The organism is Rubritalea sp. (genome assembly GCF_051252225.1).
GTDB lineage: Bacteria > Verrucomicrobiota > Verrucomicrobiia > Verrucomicrobiales > Akkermansiaceae > Rubritalea.
The window spans coordinates 110,440-130,251 of sequence record NZ_JBPOGE010000006.1; the positions used below are offsets into that span (position 1 = coordinate 110,440).

At 46.5% G+C, this 19,812-nt stretch carries 14 protein-coding genes; 5 read left to right on the top strand and 9 right to left on the bottom strand.

The features are described 5' to 3' along the window. Positions 1 to 240 precede the first annotated feature (240 nt). From ACSHX2_RS07815 to rtcA, 3 genes are all read left to right on the top strand, one after another. A complete protein-coding gene (locus ACSHX2_RS07815) occupies positions 241 to 618 on the top strand; it encodes a zinc-ribbon domain containing protein (protein WP_435692226.1) in 378 nt (125 codons plus the stop codon). A 5-nt stretch (positions 619 to 623) separates the two neighbouring features. Next, positions 624 to 2,132, top strand: a complete 1,509-nt coding sequence (locus ACSHX2_RS07820) for an RtcB family protein (RefSeq protein WP_435692228.1) — start codon at positions 624 to 626, stop codon at positions 2,130 to 2,132. A gap of 98 nt (positions 2,133 to 2,230) precedes the next feature. Beyond that, complete coding sequence (rtcA, locus tag ACSHX2_RS07825; protein WP_435692230.1) at positions 2,231 to 3,244, top strand: RNA 3'-terminal phosphate cyclase; 1,014 nt, start codon at positions 2,231 to 2,233, stop codon at positions 3,242 to 3,244. Between the two features lie 96 nt (positions 3,245 to 3,340). On the opposite strand, the gene ACSHX2_RS07830 is transcribed toward rtcA, so the two are convergent. The 5 genes from ACSHX2_RS07830 to ACSHX2_RS07850 all read right to left on the bottom strand — a co-directional run bounded on the left by ACSHX2_RS07830 (position 3,341) and on the right by ACSHX2_RS07850 (position 9,364). Next, positions 3,341 to 4,150 (bottom strand): hypothetical protein, encoded by an 810-nt coding sequence (locus ACSHX2_RS07830; protein WP_435692232.1) that lies wholly within the window; start codon positions 4,148 to 4,150, stop codon positions 3,341 to 3,343. A 5-nt stretch (positions 4,151 to 4,155) separates the two neighbouring features. Then, entirely contained in the window at positions 4,156 to 5,403 is a 1,248-nt protein-coding gene (locus ACSHX2_RS07835) for a hypothetical protein (protein WP_435692234.1), read from the bottom strand. Then, positions 5,400 to 6,203 carry a hypothetical protein gene (locus ACSHX2_RS07840; protein WP_435692235.1) on the bottom strand — a complete coding sequence of 268 codons (804 nt, stop codon included), beginning with the start codon at positions 6,201 to 6,203 and terminating at the stop codon, positions 5,400 to 5,402. Before ACSHX2_RS07840 ends, ACSHX2_RS07835 begins: the two co-directional genes overlap by 4 nt. Positions 6,204 to 6,591: 388 nt before the next feature. After that, positions 6,592 to 7,902, bottom strand: a complete 1,311-nt coding sequence (locus ACSHX2_RS07845; RefSeq protein WP_435692237.1) for a hypothetical protein — start codon at positions 7,900 to 7,902, stop codon at positions 6,592 to 6,594. Between the two features lie 160 nt (positions 7,903 to 8,062). After that, positions 8,063 to 9,364, bottom strand: a complete 1,302-nt coding sequence (locus ACSHX2_RS07850) for a hypothetical protein (RefSeq protein ID WP_435692239.1) — start codon at positions 9,362 to 9,364, stop codon at positions 8,063 to 8,065. A 143-nt stretch (positions 9,365 to 9,507) separates the two neighbouring features. On the opposite strand from ACSHX2_RS07850, the gene ACSHX2_RS07855 reads away from it, so the two are divergent. Then, positions 9,508 to 10,449, top strand: a complete 942-nt coding sequence (locus ACSHX2_RS07855; protein WP_435692241.1) for a helix-turn-helix transcriptional regulator — start codon at positions 9,508 to 9,510, stop codon at positions 10,447 to 10,449. Positions 10,450 to 10,550: 101 nt separating this feature from the next. Further along, the gene (locus ACSHX2_RS07860; RefSeq protein ID WP_435692243.1) at positions 10,551 to 10,961 is read left to right on the top strand and encodes a VOC family protein; all 411 of its coding nucleotides are present in this window, start codon (positions 10,551 to 10,553) and stop codon (positions 10,959 to 10,961) included. 106 nt (positions 10,962 to 11,067) lie between these two features. On the opposite strand, the gene dnaE is transcribed toward ACSHX2_RS07860, so the two are convergent. The 4 genes from dnaE to ACSHX2_RS07880 all read right to left on the bottom strand — a co-directional run bounded on the left by dnaE (position 11,068) and on the right by ACSHX2_RS07880 (position 19,793). Beyond that, positions 11,068 to 14,574, bottom strand: a complete 3,507-nt coding sequence (gene dnaE, locus ACSHX2_RS07865) for a DNA polymerase III subunit alpha (protein WP_435692244.1) — start codon at positions 14,572 to 14,574, stop codon at positions 11,068 to 11,070. Positions 14,575 to 14,977: 403 nt separating this feature from the next. Continuing rightward, positions 14,978 to 15,196 carry an RNA-binding protein gene (locus ACSHX2_RS07870; RefSeq protein WP_435692246.1) on the bottom strand — a complete coding sequence of 73 codons (219 nt, stop codon included), beginning with the start codon at positions 15,194 to 15,196 and terminating at the stop codon, positions 14,978 to 14,980. A 124-nt stretch (positions 15,197 to 15,320) separates the two neighbouring features. Then, positions 15,321 to 16,100: an SDR family NAD(P)-dependent oxidoreductase gene (locus ACSHX2_RS07875; RefSeq protein ID WP_435692247.1), complete on the bottom strand. Its 780-nt coding sequence runs from the start codon at positions 16,098 to 16,100 to the stop codon at positions 15,321 to 15,323. Positions 16,101 to 16,139: 39 nt separating this feature from the next. After that, positions 16,140 to 19,793: a hypothetical protein gene (locus tag ACSHX2_RS07880; RefSeq protein ID WP_435692249.1), complete on the bottom strand. Its 3,654-nt coding sequence runs from the start codon at positions 19,791 to 19,793 to the stop codon at positions 16,140 to 16,142. Positions 19,794 to 19,812 lie beyond the last annotated feature (19 nt).

Below are 19,812 nucleotides of genomic sequence, written 5' to 3' on the forward strand. Positions count from 1 at the left end.
TAATTATTTGTCTATAATTTTAGATATAATACGATATATTATTATAAATTTATACTTTTTTATTGATGGGTTCTATTTGGTGTGGAAAACAAATAACTATTGTTAGTCGCTTATATACAGTTGTTTAAGTTTTTGTTTGTTTGGTTTTTTAACACTTGGCATGAGTGGTGCGAATAGAGAGGAAAGGTTCATTCACCGACTAGTGGTGTTGAATTAAATTCACAGTAGAAAGGTAGTGAGATGAATAGTAATAAACAAAAGAGAAAACTTCTTAAGCTCAAGCGTCTTCAAAAGAAAGAGGCTTCAAAGAGAGATGAGAGAAGAATGGTAAGCTTCAATCTCTTACCTGTTGATCGTTCAAAGATTGTTTCTGCTTCTTTGCTTTTTAACCTACCTGCTTATTACGAAGACTATCCTTTTGTTTGTAGAGACTGTGGTAGTCATCAATTATGGACGGCTCGACAACAGAAGTGGTGGTATGAAGAAGTAGGAGGAGAGTGGGAGTCAATCGCTGTGAGATGTCGACCTTGTCGAGCGAAGGAACGTTTAAGAAGGGAAAAAGCCCGAAAAATACATTTAGAGGGTTTAGCTCAAAAAGAATTACGAAATAAAAAATAAGATATATGAATACCCTAGAAACAACTAAATCAACCATCATTGCCACTGGCGAGGCCACTGGGATTTTGCCAGCGCGTAATACTTCTCTGAAACCCATCACTGTGATTGGGACGGAGGCGATTCGAGAGGGTTTTGATAGCCTTTGCCTCAAGCAGGCACTCAATTCCCGTGAGGCGCCGGGTGTGACTGAGCTGGTGCTCAATCCAGATGCTCATGCTGGTTATGGAGCCCCTGTGGGCTGTGTGATGGTGTCACCGACTCATATATACCCTGGGCCTGTAGGGGTAGATATCAAGTGTTCCATGAGTCTCTTGCAGACGAATGTCCGAAAGGATGAAATCGACGACAAATCGGTGCGCCGAGCATTGATCAATGCGATTTGCGAGCGCACTCCAACTGGGGCTGGTAAGGACCAACGCTCTGTGAAGAATGGGCGAGATATCTCAGCTGAGCTTGGGCGTAAGATCTGTATCGAGGGTGCTTCTGAGGAGGTTTGTGAAGCACTGGGAATTCCTTTTGAATGGGCGTCTCGCTGTGAAGATAGCTACCACCTCGGTCATGATCGCACACGTGATGCATTAGAGCGTCGATTCGAGAAGCTTTGCGAAAAGAATCAATTCGAGGAGCGTTTTCCTAAAAAGGCACGTCAGCTAGGCACTTATGGTGGCGGTAACCATTTTGGTGAAGCTGAGGTGGTGGAGATTGATAAAACTCCAGAGGCGCAGCGAGCAGCAGAGGTTTTCGGACTCAAGCACGACTATGTTGCTTTCCTTTCTCATTGTGGCTCACGTGGGTTAGGGCACGATCTCGCGGCGAATCAATTCAAGGTGTTAGAGAAGATGTTTGATGAGTGGGGGATTCCCTACCCAGCGAATGATAAGAAGCTCGTCTATGCACCGCTCGGGACTCAGGAAGCTAAAGACTATCTCGACGACATGGCGATTGGCTCGAATTTTGCGACGGTGAACCATTTGTTGATCAATGCGCTCGTGTTAGAAGCTTTTCAAGAGGTACTACCAGGTACTGAAGGCAAGTTGGTGTATTTTATTTCGCATAATATCGCCCGTCACGAAAAGGTTGGAGAGAAATTCCAGTGGGTGCATCGTAAGGGGGCAACTAGAGCATTCCCAGCGGGTCACTTCGCCTTAAAAAACACTCCATTCAGTGAAACGGGTCACCCTATTTTGCTGCCAGGAAACCCACGCGATGGCTCAGTAGTGATGGCGGCACTGCCTGGTGCTGAGAAATCGTGCTATTCGGTTAATCATGGAGCTGGTCGTCAGATGGGGCGTAAGGCTGCATTCAGAAATCTTGATCAAAAAGAGGTGGATGCAGGAATGAACGAGGCGGATATCTTGTTCAACGGGCGCAGCTATCCTCGCGACGAAGCCCCTGATGCATATAAGGACTTCAAGGAGGTGTTAGAATCAGTCGAGAAGGCTGAGCTCGCACACAAGGTGGCGCACCTACACGCGCGTTTTGTGATCAAAGATGCAAGCAAGGCGGATGATTAGACGTCATAGGCGAAGTTTGTTAGCTTTCATTTGAGCTGTGCTCAGCGAGAGTTAACCGCTTCGCCGAATTTTAGAAAATTGAGTTAGTTTAAGAGAAGATGATAGAAATTGATGGAAAAGAGGGGGGAGGTCAGGTTTTGCGATCTGCTTTGTCCTTGTCGATGGTCACTGGACAGGCATTTCAGATGAGAAATATCCGGGGCGGACGTAAGAAGCCGGGATTAATGCGCCAGCACCTGACATGCGTGAAGGCTGCAGCCGAGATCGCTGCGGCTTCAACAGAGTGTGCTGAGCTTCACTCTACAGAGCTGGAGTTCAGACCTCAGAATGTGGCAGCGGGAGATTACACATTCGCCATTGGTAGTGCAGGCAGCACGACCTTGGTACTTCAGACCTTACTGCCGGCATTAATGTTAGCCGATGAAGCCAGTACTCTGAGGATTAGTGGAGGCACCCATAACCCGATGGCTCCATCGGCGGATTATATAGTAAAAGTATTTCTACCTGCGGTGAGAAGGCTCGGTATTCAGGCAAAGGTTTCTTGTGATCGAGTCGGCTTTGCGCCTGCTGGTGGAGGTATACTCACAGCTGAAATTGGGCCTTCCACACTCACAGAGGCTAGCTTTAGTGAGCGAGGTGACTTAGTTCGGAGAGAAATCTCTGCAATGGTGGCGAATCTTTCGGGAGAGATTATGTTGCGCGAAGTTGCGCATGCCTCAAAGCGTCTTGCGTGGGAGGGGTATGAGCAGGAATTGCGACAAGTGGAGGATGCAGATGGTTCCGGTAATTGCTTTGCGATCCAATTAGACTACGAGCATATTTCTGAGAGATTCACTGAGTATGGTAGGCACGGAATGAGCTCAGAGAGAGTTGCTGGACGCGTGGTGAAAGAATTGAAGGAATACCTTTCCTGCACCGAGGCTGTAGTGGCTGAGCATCTTGCCGACCAATTACTCTTACCTATGGCCCTTGCTGGTAAGGTGTCATTCATTACGCCAAAGCTAAGTAATCATCTCAAAACGAACATCGTTGTGATAGAGGCGTTTCTTGCGGTGAAAGTAGAAGTAGAGCAGCTGGGAGGAAGGGCTATTAAGGTTTCTGTTAGTAGTTGACGGAGGTGCAGGTTAACGCCGATTTAATTGTAAGAGTTAACAAGGCGAGCGCAATGGCAAGGTACTGATCGATTGGAGCTTAGGTAGGGTGATCATTTAGCGCTGCGGCTGAATGATCTCGCCTTTACTATTGATCACATCGGCTCGGAGAATCATCACAGACTGCCGTTTGGGGTTTGTAGAAATACCGATGGGGTGAATGAAATCGGCCCCAGTTAGAACTGTAATTCCTGAGTTGTACTCTAAGGGTATCTCCGCATCTCCTTTACAGGAAAAACACACACGTATATCAGCAACAGTACTGTCATCTGAAAGTGTGGGTTCGCACTCAAACTCATAAACGGTTTGCGCATCGATTTGACTACGCAAAGTATTTTTTTCACCAGAACGGGAAGTGAAGTTTACGTTGATAAGTGGAGAGGGGTTGGCTTGTTCAACACGCTTTTTCGACCATTGTGTAAAATGACCCTCTTGGCGGTCTACTGCAACAAAGTCTATCTGAATTTTTAATTGAATGAGTTCAGGCGCAAGGAATCGTTCTCTAAATAGTGCCGATAGTCGTTCATCGACATACATATGTAAGTCAGACGTGGTGGAATTGAAAATGATCCATTCTTGGCTGCCTAATTCGTATGTTTTCTTTTGAACAGCTTTCGCGAGTGGAGCTAAATCATGCAAAGAATGGGTTTTATAGAACGGATGCTTGAGCTTATCAGGGCGGTTTATCTCTGAGATAAGTGGGAGTTTATCATCAGAAAATACTTTTGCTGTCTCTGAATCCACTTTGATCGACCTGTGAATGAGAACGCGTTCCTGCGGATCACGAGGAGCAGGTTTTTCTATGTCTTTTGCTTCAAGTAAGGTGTGAGTGTTAATACATAGAAAAATAAATAATAGACGGCGCATATGCTTTAATGGGAGTGGCGGTTTCTTAAAATAGACCCTTGTATAAGGAGGTAGGTAGAGTTTTGGGCATCGCTATAGAGGAGGGTTGCCGTTGGTTCCTGATCTAGTAGAGAGAATGCAGCTTTGTATTTAATTTGAGGGGTATCTAGTGCGATACGTAAGTCTAAGTTATAGCCATTGTCGCCCAATGTGGTTTCAAATTGGCAATAGCTAGTATGCTCATGAGCGCCGATTTTGGATTGTTCACCCGAGCGCATGGTGGCATCAAAGCTAGTCAACACAGTGTGATTTGACTTCAGTAATCCTTGGTAGCTTAAGATAGTCTCTGTCTTATTTGTTGTCACGAGTAGTGCTGAAATCTCAATATTAGTAGGTCTACACCCACCGCATAGAGGGGTAACGAGTTGTTCGATGAGTTCGCTGGTTTGTGCGCTACAGTAGGCAATGACATAGGCGCTAGTGTAATTATAGATAGCCCATTCCTTTTCTCTAAAGACTAGCCCAGAGGTTTCTAGTTCCTTGGTGATATCGATGCAGATATCTTGTTGACAAGATATCCCAGTGATCACTGGTGGATTTACTGGATTTTTTTTTGTGAGAAAATCGTAGTGCTGGAAGAGGAGTTCTGCACCTTTGGGGTAAAAATCATCAGCAAAAGGATCGTTATTTGAAGTTATATAGAAGCTCGAATCGAGAATGAAATTAGGAAGGTCTCGTGGAGCTTTAATATGCACCATTGTGGGAGGTCCATATTCAGAAGAATTCGGTTTCGCAATTTTCTGAGTGGAGTTCAGCAGTTGCAAAGCGCTCTTCGAATGTATTTTAGAAATGTTTTCTAAGAGTTTAGCATTGTGTTCCTTAAGGTGGTAGCACACTAGCTTCTTTTGGGTAGCGTTATAAAGAGTCCAGCCGTTGAGTTGCGTTTCTACATCAAATTTTTTTAACAAAAGGCGAATGTCATAGACTCGGTCCAAGGGGGAGAATTGGTCTTCTTGCTGTGGCGTCCTTATACGAGTTAAATATGTTTCTCTCGAGAAGGGAGCCTGTGATGATTTGAGGTTTGACAGTTGAATCAGAGGGACGCATTCAGCTGGGTCAGCAAATGGATCTTTGGAACTGATCGATGCGGTTTCTCGGTTGATTTCGTGACTGAGTAGAAAATCGATAAATTCAGGCTCAATGGCGTAAGTTCGTATTTCATTCCCAAGGCTTACGAGTGAAAGCAATATATACAGGGTTATTGATCGTATCATAGCTGAGGGATTGTTTGGAGTGTGGAGTCTACGGGGTGGTAGCTTAAGCTGAGTAGGTAGATGTCCTCACCGTATTGGCGGTAGAAGATGGATTGCTTTGGAGACTTCCTTATTTCACCATTGAGCTCGAACCTCACTTTGTGCTGAGTGACTGTATCCACGAAGTCGTATACTAAGGTAGATATCTCGATCGTGTCATTTTGGGTAATTTTTCCAGTGTATTGAATGCTATTTGAATCATTCCATTTTAACTCAATCACCCCCGAGTTGGGATAAGTGACCAGTTGATGTTTAGTTAGAAAAGTGGCCTTATTGAGGTGATTGGCTGTCCAAGCTGATGGTATCGATCTTGGCGCTTTACCTCGGTAAAGAGAGATACTTACCGACAATACTTCATAGTCTGACTTATTCTGTTGGTAATAGAGCGATTCGAAATATGCAGTAAAACGGCTATTTCCATAGATGTAAAATTGGTTGGATCGCCTTTCGTAGAGAGAATGGTAGGCCGCTGAATCCTCATTTTCCCAATGATTGAATAAATAGAGGTTGGCTAATAAAGGGTCGTCAGGAAGCGAGTGTTGTAGCTCATCCTGTAGTATTGTCGGCTTCACCCCGTAAGCGCTTCTTCCTATATTTGCCGCTAGTTGTGGCGTCGCAGGGTAGATACTGAGAAAGGTATCGTTCAAAGCGTATGAAGAGATATCGAGCTCTGTGGGGGGATCTTTGCTTATAGCTGCTTCGGGATGTTCTGTCTCAAATACAGCCTTACTCGACTTTTCTCGGTTACATGAAGTAGCCATAAATAGAGTAAGGGGAAAAAGGCAGATTGTGGTAAATCTAGCTAACACAAGGTAGAGGCTATGCTTTGAGTGCCGTAATCCAATAAATAAATAGAAAGGGGCATGGAGCTGCTTTCTTAAGATGTGAGATAAACTTAATGAAGTGCGGAGCCTCACCGAGTAGCTTCCCTACAAACAGACACGGAGGATGTCGGAACTGAGTATAGGATGCAGCATGTGGATTTCAGCAAACAAGATGTCCCTCAATTCTTCCGTGTGGGTAATTCCAAAATTCCTCAGGATGATATTTATCGCTATTCTACCAAACTCACCTTACCTAAATCGGGCATGCCGATACAGGTAGAGCTCCTGTTTACGGGCAACGCAAAAGAGGAGTGATCTATTCTAACTAGTCTTTTTCATCTACTCCTTCGAGGATGGCGGCTTGGCTTTCTTCGTCTAGGGTGTTGAGCCATTGTTGGGCGCCGGCTTCATGCAGTTTGGTCCATTGTTGGTAGGCAAGCATAACTTCCTGCGTTCTGGTGTCATCGTCTCCAATTTTCAGTGCCCAGCCCATTGCCTTTTCAGGGTGGTGCCGGCAAAACAGAATTGATGCTCTAGCGTAAAAGGCGTCATTGCTTTCGAAGCTTTGCGTATTTAGCCAATCTTGAGCAGCTAGTTCGTCATTATAAACGAATCGTGCAAAGACACCTTTTAACAGTCCCATTCGGGTTTCTGGGTCTGCGATTTCAGTTTTTGCATATTCCAGAGCAGCCTTGGGATCAATATTCTCAATTCCCATGACGTAGCTTGCTTGGTACGATAAAAACTTTTCAGGATCACTATCACGCAGAGAATCTATGAGTTCTGACCCAGTATCTAAGTTGCGACTGGTGATAGTGGAGATCATTAGAGCAAGCATGTCGTGTTTGAGTTGCTCATCTTCTAGAGATAGTACTTTCTCGATTACCTTGTCGCGATGACAATCTTCTGCCGCTAATGATGCCATTGTTTGAATGGAGGACTGCCGTTCGCCGGAATTATTGAAGTCAATTTTGTCAAAAGCGGCATTGATATCGCGTTTTGCCAGCCCTTCGACGAGGGTGTTCTTAATGAATCCTACATGATCTTCTTCAAATTGTTTAATAGAAGTCTTATTAGCCTCGTACCAAAGATCTGCGGTTACCAAATCAGTATTTATCCAGGATGCTAGGCACGTACGCAGATCATTAACCTTCCCGCCATCAGAAGATTTCAATTTAAGTACATATTCTGCCGCCGACTGTCCATCTACGGCTCCCCATTTAGTGAGGCATATCAAGCGAAACCTCATCTCACTCTCACTCATAGTAGGGCGGGAATCTATAGTCGTCATGGCATTCCGCAATTCTTGGCTAGTAAAACCATCCAGAGTATTCCAGACCTCGGCAAAGGTGCCGAAGTCCGTCCCCAGTACCTTGGATTGATCGAACTTTTCTTGAGCGAGTCGGACAGCGTATTCAGCACGCCCTTGAGAGGAAGTAGGACGTGTTGCGTATTTCTTTGAATTGAGAGGGTCACTCTCACGTTCAGAGAATGAGGGATGAGTAGAAACACTCTCTTGATCGAAAGAATCAGCAAATGCAGCTCGATCGCTTGGTTCTCGAAGGTGACCTAAAAAATAGCCAGCAATAAGAGAAAGGCCTGATGCTCCCAGAGTCACACACAGTCGAGAATTCATGGAACGCATGTAAGCAAGATCCGCTTAGCATGACTATGCTAAAAGAATGTAGCGTAAGTGAAATCTAATCTATCCACTTGGCGAGGGCCATTTCTAGGGAGTCGGATGGCATGTCAGCGGTAGTGGGGAAATTGCAGTCTTAAGCGAGAGGCTAGTATACCTAGTCTTTGTCGACTCCTTCGAGAATGGCAGCTTGGCTTTCCTCATCCAGCTGGCCGAGCCATGCTTCAGCGCCCGCTGAATGCTCTTCTTTCCAACGTTCATAGACTGAGATGACTTCGTCTGTACGCTTATCATCGTCAGATATTTTCAATGCCCATTCCATGGATTTATCGGGGTTTTGCCAGCGTTGATTACTAGAAGCGCGTTGGTAAAACTGGTCTTTGTTCTCGAAGCTTTGTGAATCAAGCCATTCTTGGGCTGCAGCTTCATCGTTCGCAGCATATTGAGCAAAGCTCGATTTTAGAGATTGGTTGCGTGATTTCTCATCGGATATTTCTGTTTCAGCATATTCCAATGCGGCTTTAGGGTCGATCATTCGCATCCCATTCAAGAGACTACTCTGATACTCTTTAAATTCCTTAGGGTCAGAATCTTTGAGTTGATTTAATAGCTCATTGGCGGCGTCGAGGTCTTGATAAGAGAGTGTACTCATCATCCTATTGAGCATCTTATGCTTGAGTTGAGCATCTTCTAAGGATTGGACTTTCTCTATGACTTGAGAACGCATGTCGTCCTCCGCTACAAGGTGGGCCATCGTTTGAACTGCTGCATTACGTTCACTCGTGTTACTCATGTCGATTTTTTTAAAGGCTGCATTGATGTCGCGCTTGGCAAGACCTCTGACGAACATGCTTTTAATATTACCATTACTAAACATTCCACCTTTGAAGGAATCCTTGTTCTTTTCGTACCAGGCTTCGGCGGCGATCGGGTCTACCTTTATCCACGAACTCATGCACCCCATCAGCCCCATTCCACGCATCATTCCACCTTTTTGTTGGCTTAGAGCATATTCCGCGGCAGCTTGACCACCGACTTCTCCCCATTGGCTGAGTAGCATCATACGCAGCATCATCGCACTTTGGTTCATAGCTGGCTCATCTTCTAATGCGGTGAGAGCGAGCTGTAACTCTTCAGCGCTGAGGTCATCAAGAGTATTCCAGACATCGGCAAAGATGCCGAAATCCATCATCATATTACCAGATTCTTCGAGTTTCGCTCGTGCATGGTGTACGGCAAATTCCGCGCGCCCTTGAGCGGAAGTAGGGCGTGTTGCGTATTTGCTAGAGCTCAGTGAGTCACTCTGTCGACCGCTGATTGAGTGCCCAGAACTATGGCTATTTTGACTGGTGAGCGCAGAGCCTGGCCCTTCGCTCGAACCCTGGAAATTTCCTATGAAATAGCCAGATACCAGCGAAAGACACGATGCTCCTAAAGTCACCCACAATTGAGAATTCATGCTGTAGATCTAAGCGACCTTCTATGTGGGTGGCTATGATAAAAGTATCACTATATTTGTAATCACTGTGAGCGGAGAGATGACAGATTGAAGGAGCTTTTCTGATTCATATTTTTCTCATAGGGATTAATAGCTTAGTTATCATGAACCGTATCGATCGTCTCACAGCTATGATTCTTATGTTACAGAGCCGTAGGGTGGTAACTGCTGATCAAATGGCAGAGCACTTTGAGGTGAGCGTGCGCACTGTGTATCGAGATATCGCGGCCTTGAGTGAAGTGGGTGTGCCTATAGTTGCCGAGGCTGGGGTGGGCTACAGCCTGATGCAGGGATACCATATGCCTCCCATTATGTTCACCGAGGCTGAGGCTGCTGCATTATTCATGAGCGGGGGGATTGCAGTTCAGTTTAGTGATGGCTCTTTAAAAGAAAGGTTAGAGGATGCCCTGCTTAAAGTGAGAGCAGCTTTACCCGAAGGACATAAGGATTACTTGAGCCAAATGGATCAGCGTGTCGAGGTGTGGAGTAAGTCGAACGGGATGCAGGATGAGGGTATGCTGATGCCTATTCAAGACGCTGTCGTGAAGCGGCGATGTGTGTCGATTTGCTATGACACCGCTGCGCGAGGAGAGCTTACTACGCGTGTAGTGGAGGCGCTAGGTTTGGTTTTTTATGGTCGTAGGTGGCACTTGATTGCGTGGTGCAGACTGCGAGCATCTATCCGTGATTTTCGATTAGATAGGATAAAAGAATGGGAAGTGTTAGAGGAGGTGTTTACTGCGCACGATGATTTTTCGGTGACTGATTTTTATAAGGCAGAGGTTTGTGATGAAGTATTAAGCTCAGTCATATTTGAATGTGAACGCTGGGCTTTGGATCGTGTTATGTCTGAGCTCCCGTGTGAGGTAATAGCAAAAGACGCTTTAGAGAATGGCCGCTACTTGATTGAGGCTCGAACCTACTCTGTGGAGTGGTTAGCCAAGTCGATGATAGGTCTGGGCACTTCTGTGCTGGTTAAACAGCCTCTAGAGTTAGGGCAGATACTGCGTGCTGAGGCGGAAAAAATTGCAGACTTGTATAAATAAAAAAGGCTACTGACATAGGGTTGTCAGTAGCAGGTGTTAGAAGCTTCGTGTTGTCGATTAGCTGAAGCTGTCGGTATTCATCAAATCAAATAAATAATACTATGAGTGAGAATTCTAACAATTGTGAATCGGGACCGGGCATCATTTCCTGGAATGAAATTACAACCAACAATAAGGCTTCGAGTGTAGCCTTTTACAGCAAGCTATTTGGCTGGACTACCGAGGATATGGAATTACCCGATGGTCAGACCTATACTACGTTCAAGCAAGGAGAGCGTGTGGTAGCTGGGTGTGTGGTTCCTCCGGAAGGGGCGTGCGACACTGCTGCGTGGTTGCATTACGTAAATGTAGAGGACGTGGATAATTCTGTAGTAAAAGCGAAGGAGCTAGGGGCTACTGTCATTAAAGAGCGTACTGATTTGCCAATGGGTAGTTTCGCGATAATTCAGGACCCAGAAGGCGGCGTGTTCGCATTCTGGCAACCAACGGGTGAATGCCCTTCTCAAGCATAAAAAGCCCAAAGACCATGAGTTCGGATTACTTCATTGAGTTGATCCGAGCGTTCTATTTTTTCAGTCCGAAAGTTTGAAGTTGGGGGGGCTTTCCTCATTTACTAAGTCACTCCATCCACTTGGTTAGAGCCATTTCTAGGGAGTCAGATTTACGGACATTGAAGGATTCTCCAGCTGCGAGGGTGGCACGGTCGCCCATGGTGTTCTGGATGTGGAGCAGAACAGGAGTTTTGCCTGGGTTGGACTGGAGGATTCCTTTAATTTCATGCAAGTCCTTCTCGTCGTGTTTTGCTGTCCAGAGCGTGATGTTGAGGGCTTTTTTGTCAGTGCCGGCAGCACGTTTGCTGGTGATTCCCTCAATCTTAGAGCCAGAAACGCGGCGGCTGTCCGGGTTGCGATCGTCTTCTTGGACATTACCGAAGAGTCGGATGACATTGCCGGCTTCGAGCAGGCCTTCATCACGTGCGGGCGTGTACGACTCGCTCCATGAGAGAATTTCCTTGGTGCCGGTGAAGTCTTCGAGGTGGATGACGCCGAAGGGCTTGCCAGCTTTGGTGACTTTGTGTTCGATGTGCTTGATCATGCCGGCGAAGCGATGGCGCTTGCGACGATCACTGAGATCTAGCTCATCGATGAGGCCGATACGAGTGTACATATCTGCATCGATGATTCCTCGATAGGCATCGAGCGGGTGTCCTGAAATATAGAAACCTAACAGTTCTTTTTCTGTATCAAGACGTTGTTCTTTTGGCCATTCAGAGAGGATTAGAGGTGCATCGTCCGGTTCTGGGGCGGAGCCGAAGTCCATGGAGTCGAAGAGGGACACCTGGCCAGCAGCACGGTCCTTGTGAGATGAGGATGCGGTGGCGATGACTGTCTCGAGCCGAGCATCCATGCTAGCACGTGTTTCGCCGGTCCAGTCCATAGCTCCGGACTTGATGAGATTTTCTAGGATTCGCTTATTTACGACCTTTGTATCGAGCCTATTCGAGAAGTCGTCCATGTCTTCGAATGGGCCATTTTCTTCTCTGTTAGCAATGGCGACCCCTACGGCACCTTCACCAACGTTTTTGATGGCAGCGAGTCCATAGCGGATCGCCATTTTTCCAGAAGGCAGTTTTTCTGGAGCGAAGCGGAGCTTAGATTTATTAACGTCTGGTGGGAGGACCTCTATTTTCATGCGATGGCACTCAGCGATAAAAACGGCAATTTTGTCGGTATTGTTGATCTCATTAGAGAGCAGACCACAGAGAAATTCGACGGGGAAGTTCGCCTTAAGGTAGGCGGTCCAGTAGGAGATGTGACCGTAACAGGCGGAGTGAGATTTGTTGAAACCGTAACCCGCGAAGCCAGCGATTTTATCGAAGATCTTGTTGGCGTTCTTTGAGTCGATCTGGTTAGTCTCTGCAGCACCTTTGACGAAAATTTCGCGCTGCTTAGCCATTTCAGATGGCTTCTTTTTACCCATCGCGCGTCGGAGAATATCCGCACCACCGAGTGAGTATCCGGCGAGGACTTTCGCCGCGTTCTGCACCTGCTCCTGATAGATCATTACTCCATAGGTGTCGCCACAGATGCTTTCAAGGAGCGGATGCTCGTAGTCGACGGTCTTCTCGCCTTTTTTAACAGCGATCATCTCGTCGATGTACTGCATGGCACCAGGGCGGTAAACCGCGAGCAAATCGATCACGTCTTCAATCTTGTCGATACCGTATTTCTTACAGGTTTCGACCATGCCGCCAGATTCCAGCTGGAACACGCCCATGGTTTCGCCTCGGTTAAGGAGGGCGAGCGCTGGTTTGTCATCGAGCGGTACCTGAGTGATGTTGAAACCTGGAGTGTGCGGGGTGATGTGATCGACCGCATCTTGGATGACCGTGAGGTTCTTAAGGCCAAGGAAATCCATTTTAAGAAGACCGATCTCGGTGATCGCTCCCATGTCTGCTTGGGAGACAACTTCTCCTTCCTTCGCACGTGCGAGTGGGACGTGGCGATCAAGGTCGCCATCGCCAATCACGACACCAGCAGCGTGGACGCCGGTATTTCTTTTGAGACCCTCTAGTTTGGTAGCATACTTCCAGAGTTCCTTGTAGGTGGAGGAGGCGTCGATGAGGTCGCGGAGCTCTTCTTTAGCATCGTATTCGCCCTGAAGTTTTACTCCAGGAACGGCTTCAATGAGCTTGGCTAGACGGTCAGCATCCATGTAGGAAACACCTAGTACGCGAGCGACGTCACGGAGTACGGATTTGGCTCCGAGAGTACCATAAGTGATGATGTGGCAGACACAGCGTTCTCCGTACTTTTTACGTACATAATCGATGACCTCTGGGCGACGAGTCTGACAGAAGTCGATATCGACATCGGGCGGGGAGACACGCTCAGGGTTGAGGAAGCGTTCGAAAAGAAGACCGAAGCGCATCGGGCAGATGTCCGTGATCTTCATCGCATAGGCGACTAGTGAGCCCGCCGCAGAACCACGGCCCGGGCCAACAGGAATGGCGTGGTCTAGCGCCCAGACAATGAAGTCGGCGGTGATTAAGAAGTAGGAGGCAAACCCGAGTGAGTTGATAATATCCACTTCATATTCGAGTCGCTCGTTGAGGATTTTCCAGACTCCATCCACATCGGTGTCATAGATACCACAGAGTTCTTGGATTTTATCTTCTGGATAGCGCATCTGTACACCCTCGGCACAGACTCTCTTAAAATATTCTTCACGTGGGGAGCCGTCTGGGGCCTCGAACTGCGGGTACTTATCTGAGCTTGTTGGGTCTAACACTAGCTCGACATTGCATTTTTCAGCGATCTCGAGAGTGTTGTCGCAGGCGCCTGGAATGTCCTTAAAGAGTTCGCGCATTTGTGCCGCGGACTTGAAGTAGACCTGGTCAGAGTAGCTTTTACGGTTCTCATCTAGGAGCAGGCAGGATTCACCAATACAGATGAGTACATCATGCGCTTCATGTTCTTCTGCTTTGAGGAAGTGGACGTCATTAGTCGCGACTACTTTGATGTCCAGCTCATCAGCGAGCTCCCGTAGGGACTTGATCATGGTGGGCTGGGTTTCCAGCGCGTGGTCCATGAGCTCGATGTAGAAGTCTTCCTTACCGTATATGTCGATGAGTTCTTTGACCTGCGCACGCGCTGCTTCGGTATCGCCCTTTTCAAGCCATTCTTGAATAGGGCCGTCGTCGTCACCAGAGAGGCAGATGATGCCTTCAGAGAATTGGCGTAGCGTTTCGCGGTCGATACGTGGCTCGCCGAAATAGTCACCGTCGAGATGACCAACTGAGACGAGTTTTGTGAGGTTATCCCAGCCCACTTTATTCTTCGCTAGGAGAGTGAGATGAGTGGAGCGTTTACGCCCTGGAATGTCTTTCTTAACACTGAGTGAGGTGGGAGCGAGGTAGATTTCACAGCCAAGGATCGGCTTAATGCCTTCGCCTGTCATTTTCTGATAAAATTCAACGGTACCAAAGAGGTTACCGTGATCGGTCATAGCGACCGCATTCATCTCGTTCTCTTTTACTGCTCCAGCCAGATTTTTAATGCGGACGATGGAATCTTTTACGGAGTATTCGGTATGAACGTGGAGGTGAACGAATGAGTCAGACATTTATATGAGAAAAGGAAAAAGTGATGAGAGGAAAGGGTAAGCATGGAGGTTGTAACTAGTGAGCCCGTGGACACCAACTTCAAAGTCTCTAACGAGTGAGATTTTTTCTCAGATCTGGGCAAGAAAAAAGCCCGCCGTTTAAGGTGAGCTTGATTGGGGGGATTTTTTCCTTTTGGGGGGATTTTGTTCGGGGGGAACTTTTACAAAACACTCCAAATACCTACAATGTGCAGATAACCGTTTGTCTTGGTATTTTTAAATATGAATCAACTGTTTTAAAAAAGCAAGATCATTCAACTTTAGATAGTTACCAGCATATTGAAGTGGAGTTGATGTGAAATGTGTAGAAAACAAAAAACGCACTCGATAAAAGAGTGCGTTAGAAAATGTTAGGCTAGATCGACTATTGATTGTCGTCTGAAGTAGCCTTGATGTCAGAGAGTGCAGCAATGAAGTCACCTAGGATGTCCGCTGGCACCATTATCGTGTCGCGGTTACCGCTCACGTCTTCAGTAATTTTTACTACCATGCCGCGAGCATTGTTTTTTAGATCTAGGTAGAAAGTCTTGCGATCAGCAATGATCTTCTCAGTGTGCAACAGGTCGTTATTATTATTCTGCATCTAGCCTCCTTTAATATATGTGAGAAAATTCCTCCCTTTGAGGAATATGGATATTTCTCTCTCAAAGGAAAACGTAAGTCAATGTAAATCAATGGAAGTAGCTTATTTAATTAGATTACGTTAATCAAATTGATGTGGCGGAGAAGCCTCCATCTACCACAATTTCTGAGCCTGTGATGAAGCTGCCCGCAGAATGAGAGGCAAGGAGAAGAGTCGCTCCTATTAACTCTTCAGGTCTACCAAATCGTGATGTAGGGGACACACGAAGGATTTCTAACACGCGCGCCTCATCGAGCATTATGGCACTTTGTGCAGCAGGGAAGAAGCCTGGGATGAGGGTGTTAACCCGGATGTCAAATTCTGCCCATTCACGAGCCAAGTTTTTTGTTAGATTATGAAGTGCTGCTTTGCTTGCTGACTGAATAAAGCGATCAGAAAGAGGGGTGAGTCCTGAAATAGAGCCAATATTTATAATGCTAGTGGGGCGGTCATGTTGCTTAAAATAGTCTCCGAAAATTTGGCATGCGCGGAATGCGCCGTTGAAGTTGACTTCGAAAATACCTTTAAGTTCAGCCTCGGTGATATTTTCTACTGCATTCCGGTAATTGATCCCCGCTCCGTTAATTAGAGTGTCGATACGGCCTGACCGCTCACTGACTATATCAACGAGGGCTTCGATCGAACCACGTTCGGTGACTTCGGCTTCAACGAAGTAAGCTTTGCCACCAGCGGCTTCGATAGCGAGCACGCGTTCTTCTCCTATGTCGGCATCACGCCCTGAGATGACTACTTCACAGCCAGCTTTTGCGAGACCAAATGCGATTTGGCTACAGAGTTGACCTGTTCCGCCGAGAACGACAGCCACATTGTTAGAGAGATTAAAAAGAGAATCAATGTATGACATGGTAGTCTATATCTACGTTATTTGGGCGGTCTTCTCAAATTATATTTCGTTAGGGTGCAGCCAGCGAAAGCGGATTATTTTATAACGTCTTCCTAGTTTGTAGTTTAGTTCATTGAGCTCCTGATTTTTTGTCCAATTTCCTTTAAGTGGTTTTTCTGTCCCTAGCTGCCATTTGTTAGGCGGAATATCTGATGAGTTTCTATTGTCATAATATTCAGGAAATCGCTGCACTATAGCCTCACAGTATGCGGTAGAAAGAATCTTACCCTTAGCGTTTCTATACTCGCCGTAGGCTCTAATGGTAAATGTGTCCGAGCGGGCTGATAGTAGATGACCAATGCTCTGCAGAATGTCTGCTTGTGTTAGGGTAGCTGGGGCGCCATAGCCGCTGTGGTACTTGAGAGCTAGAGTGTTCAGTTTGCCGTGCTGAAAATCTTCGAGAGAAGAAGGGTCTGCGATGATTTCTTCGGGGTAAGTGCAATTTACTGTATTAAAAATGCCGTTGATCGATGTGCTATTGATTGCCGCTTGGAGTGTTCCTTCGTAACAAACTTGTTGGGTGGTAAGTGGGAGGTTTTTCGCAAATTTCCGATAATGGTGCTCAGGGCTGAGGCTACGATTAATCCATTGAGAAAGCGTGGGTGCAGGGCCTCGAATTTTATTTTCGAGCACGATGGCTTCTGCCAGTTCGCGGATTTCTAGGTCAGTAAGTGCACGTAAGGTGCTACCGTTGTAGAGTGATTTTTCTGATGCGTTTTCTGGAGGACTGGAGATTGCTGAGGCTTCGATGTACTGTAACCTGGGAAAGGGAGTTAGGTTAGAAGCTATTTCTACTCCATTGGATGCCTGCAGTCCTCTTGTGACTGAAAGGATAGCTTCCCACGCTTTCACTGAAGTTGAGTTGACATTGAAGCCTCCGCGCAAGAGTAGCTGTGAGGCGGCTAAATGTGGATCGTTCCAGTGCGTGGTGTCTAGTGGCTCAAGGGCTTCAATATTTTTGTTAGGACAAAAGTTCAGTCGCTTGGTAGTATCGAGAGTGTCTTGTGATCGATGACCTGTTAGAAAGTATCGGTCCCAGAGGGTGTGATTGTAATTAAAGCTCTGATCGTAGTGGCTGCTTGTAGACGAGCTTGAGTACGCATGTTTATCCTGAACGATGTTTTTGGTGTGATTTGGAGGGATGTTAGGGGGGAGGAACGAATTGCCGATAGCTGTGGTAGCATTGAAGGCATCGGTAGCTGAGGCATTACTCTGGTCAGCATTGTAGTTACTGACCCATTTCGAAGTATTGAGTTGGCTCAGATGGGCGAGTGAAATCGCGCGTGTTTCATGCCGAGGAATTGCCATTTGTATGGCAGTGTTAGATCCTGTGGAGAATCTATCGCTATGTCCGACAAAGGCCTCTCCTGATGCAGTTAATTCGGGATGAATGAGGGGGGAGGCACCAATGCTGATGCCTGATAAAAATTGAGGTGGAGCTGTAAATATATCATAGCCACTTGGATGTGCACCATATGCTCCGTACCGAGAGGGATTATTACCGAAATGAATATTCCAAGGTGCATTGAACGCATTCGTATCAATTTTGTTAGTGGCCGTGACCCAAGAAGCACCATTTCCAATATGGTGTGAGATCTCGGGGAATTTACGAATCAAAGTAGCTGTGAATTGGGGAGTTTGAGATCCGTTTACCGAGCCTAAAACGAGTGGTTCGTCATCTGCTATATCTTGGGGGATGAACTCGATATTACTGGGGCCAATAATGTTAAAAAAGTCCCAGTTGATTCGTTGAAAGCTAGAGTGATTAGTAACCTGTAGACGTGTACGTTCGGCACCACCTTCAGTAGGATAGCGGGTAATTTTTAGAGTAGGCGTATTGGGCTGTGGGCTAGTTTCCGAGGAGGCCTGTATATATAGCTTTGCATTTTTCGAATAAAATGAACTACCCGCGGAATATCCATGACCCAACATGTTAGGTGAGCCTCTAGAGTATTTTAATAGCTGGTTGCCATTAGGAGCTGAGAAAGTGGCTGTTTTTCCTGATGGGATAGTGCATGGAGGGATATGGAAGCTGAGTCTACATAGCTCGGATGTAGAAGCTGTATTTCCGTTGGGGTGGAATGGATAGATGAATGAACCATTCCCTGTTGTGGGTGCAGACCAGTTAGGAGCTTCATTTTTTGAGTCGTTCACCAACGAGAAGGTTTTCCATGGGTCATGGTTTTCTGGAGTGACTGATAGTTCCGTATTGTGTTTTCCTGAGCTCCAATTTCTATCTAGGTAGAGCTGGAATTCTATCGGCTCAGTGAGTGTGAGGTCGACATTATATGGATTCCAGAAGATAGCTACAGGCATGAAGTGTTGGCGAACGATATAGGAATGCCAGTGTGAGTCTTCTTCTCCGGCTTCGATTCCATTGTATTGTATGCTGAAATCAAAGCCGATTTGAAAACGTGTTAGGATGGGCTGGCGGCGGACAAGGCGCGCATCCATATGCTGCCTGTAATTGACTTTAGAGCTTTGCCAATAATAAGGTAATTTGTGCGCGAGGGAGCCTAAATGCGCGAGCAGCTTGGGGGATTCTCCTGTTATGTTAGACTCCCATTCAGGTCGCCTAATATAGGAGCGCAGGAGTTCCCATGGTATAGCAGCGTAGTGACTGAAGCTAAGCGGTTCGTTCTCAGGAGGGAAGGGCCATGCTTTATAAAGGAATACTGGAGACGGCTGAGAAGCTTCATTTCCTGAGTGTGTAGTGAGTGCTTGAAACTCTGCATCACTGGCATTTACAGCAGCTGTTAGGTTTTTCTTTAGACCTCCATTCTGGAGATCAATGAGTACAGATCGTGAATGGGCTGTGTAGCAATGGGGGTGATTGTAGAGTAGATCTTTATGTTTTTCGCTGAGGATCGATATTGTACCAAGGCTGATATTCCGTTCGGGAGTTGCAATCTGAGGCAGTTCTAGAGGCCTGAGTTGGGAAGGGGCTCGGAGGCTATTATAATCTTGAGAACTATGAGTTTCAGATAGAGCGATGTTTTGGTTAAACTTGCGTTCAGTGTCTTCAGTGTTGATTCGCGCCTTACATCCTTCATCAGAGATCCAATAGGCGTAGCTACCTTGGTTAGGTAGAGTGACTCTTGGAACTGTTACTGGAGTATTTGTGGCCGATTTATGTAGAGTTACAGCCTTGCCGTGTGGAATGGCTGACTCGGCGGTGGTGTATCCTTCTGGATAGTTTGAGCTATTCCAGCTGAGTAAATTATAGAACTCATTTCCCGATACCAGGTGAGCGGGGAGTGTTTTGACTTTTTTAAGTCGAATCCCTTCGTTCGTTCCCTCTGCTGTGACTGCCTCGGTTTGGTATGCGACAGTGTAGTTGGGATTTTTTAGAGCTGGGTCTGTATCCTTTTGAGGGATTTTACGTGAATCTAATAAATCAGCTCTCGAGCTAACGGTCTGGTCTCGACCTGTGTATTGCTGGAGCTGTGTGATCGCAATCTGGATTGCTAGCCGAGCATTCGCTTTAGCACAAGAGTCAGCTAGCGTAGCACGGCTTTGTTGTTTTTCTATTACGCTGAGCTGAACGCAGGCGAGTGCTAGAACACAGAGGAGTACAAGCAGAACCAGACTGGAAATGAGCGCAAATCCAGCATCGATTCTCCTCGGTACTCTGTAACGAATAAAAAACAACACTAACAGAATGACTCTAGAT

What these genes read in the sequence shown, in the direction of transcription:
- ACSHX2_RS07845 (WP_435692237.1), bottom strand. Translation starts at nt 7,902, where the DNA reads ATGAATTCTCGACTGTGTGTGACTCTGGGAGCATCAGGCCTTTCTCTT.
- ACSHX2_RS07875 (WP_435692247.1), bottom strand. Translation starts at nt 16,100, where the DNA reads ATGTCATACATTGATTCTCTTTTTAATCTCTCTAACAATGTGGCTGTC.
- ACSHX2_RS07820 (WP_435692228.1), top strand. Translation starts at nt 624, where the DNA reads ATGAATACCCTAGAAACAACTAAATCAACCATCATTGCCACTGGCGAG.
- rtcA (WP_435692230.1), top strand. Translation starts at nt 2,231, where the DNA reads ATGATAGAAATTGATGGAAAAGAGGGGGGAGGTCAGGTTTTGCGATCT.
- ACSHX2_RS07840 (WP_435692235.1), bottom strand. Translation starts at nt 6,203, where the DNA reads ATGGCTACTTCATGTAACCGAGAAAAGTCGAGTAAGGCTGTATTTGAG.
- ACSHX2_RS07850 (WP_435692239.1), bottom strand. Translation starts at nt 9,364, where the DNA reads ATGAATTCTCAATTGTGGGTGACTTTAGGAGCATCGTGTCTTTCGCTG.
- ACSHX2_RS07830 (WP_435692232.1), bottom strand. Translation starts at nt 4,150, where the DNA reads ATGCGCCGTCTATTATTTATTTTTCTATGTATTAACACTCACACCTTA.
- ACSHX2_RS07870 (WP_435692246.1), bottom strand. Translation starts at nt 15,196, where the DNA reads ATGCAGAATAATAATAACGACCTGTTGCACACTGAGAAGATCATTGCT.
- ACSHX2_RS07855 (WP_435692241.1), top strand. Translation starts at nt 9,508, where the DNA reads ATGAACCGTATCGATCGTCTCACAGCTATGATTCTTATGTTACAGAGC.
- ACSHX2_RS07815 (WP_435692226.1), top strand. Translation starts at nt 241, where the DNA reads ATGAATAGTAATAAACAAAAGAGAAAACTTCTTAAGCTCAAGCGTCTT.
- dnaE (WP_435692244.1), bottom strand. Translation starts at nt 14,574, where the DNA reads ATGTCTGACTCATTCGTTCACCTCCACGTTCATACCGAATACTCCGTA.
- ACSHX2_RS07835 (WP_435692234.1), bottom strand. Translation starts at nt 5,403, where the DNA reads ATGATACGATCAATAACCCTGTATATATTGCTTTCACTCGTAAGCCTT.
- ACSHX2_RS07860 (WP_435692243.1), top strand. Translation starts at nt 10,551, where the DNA reads ATGAGTGAGAATTCTAACAATTGTGAATCGGGACCGGGCATCATTTCC.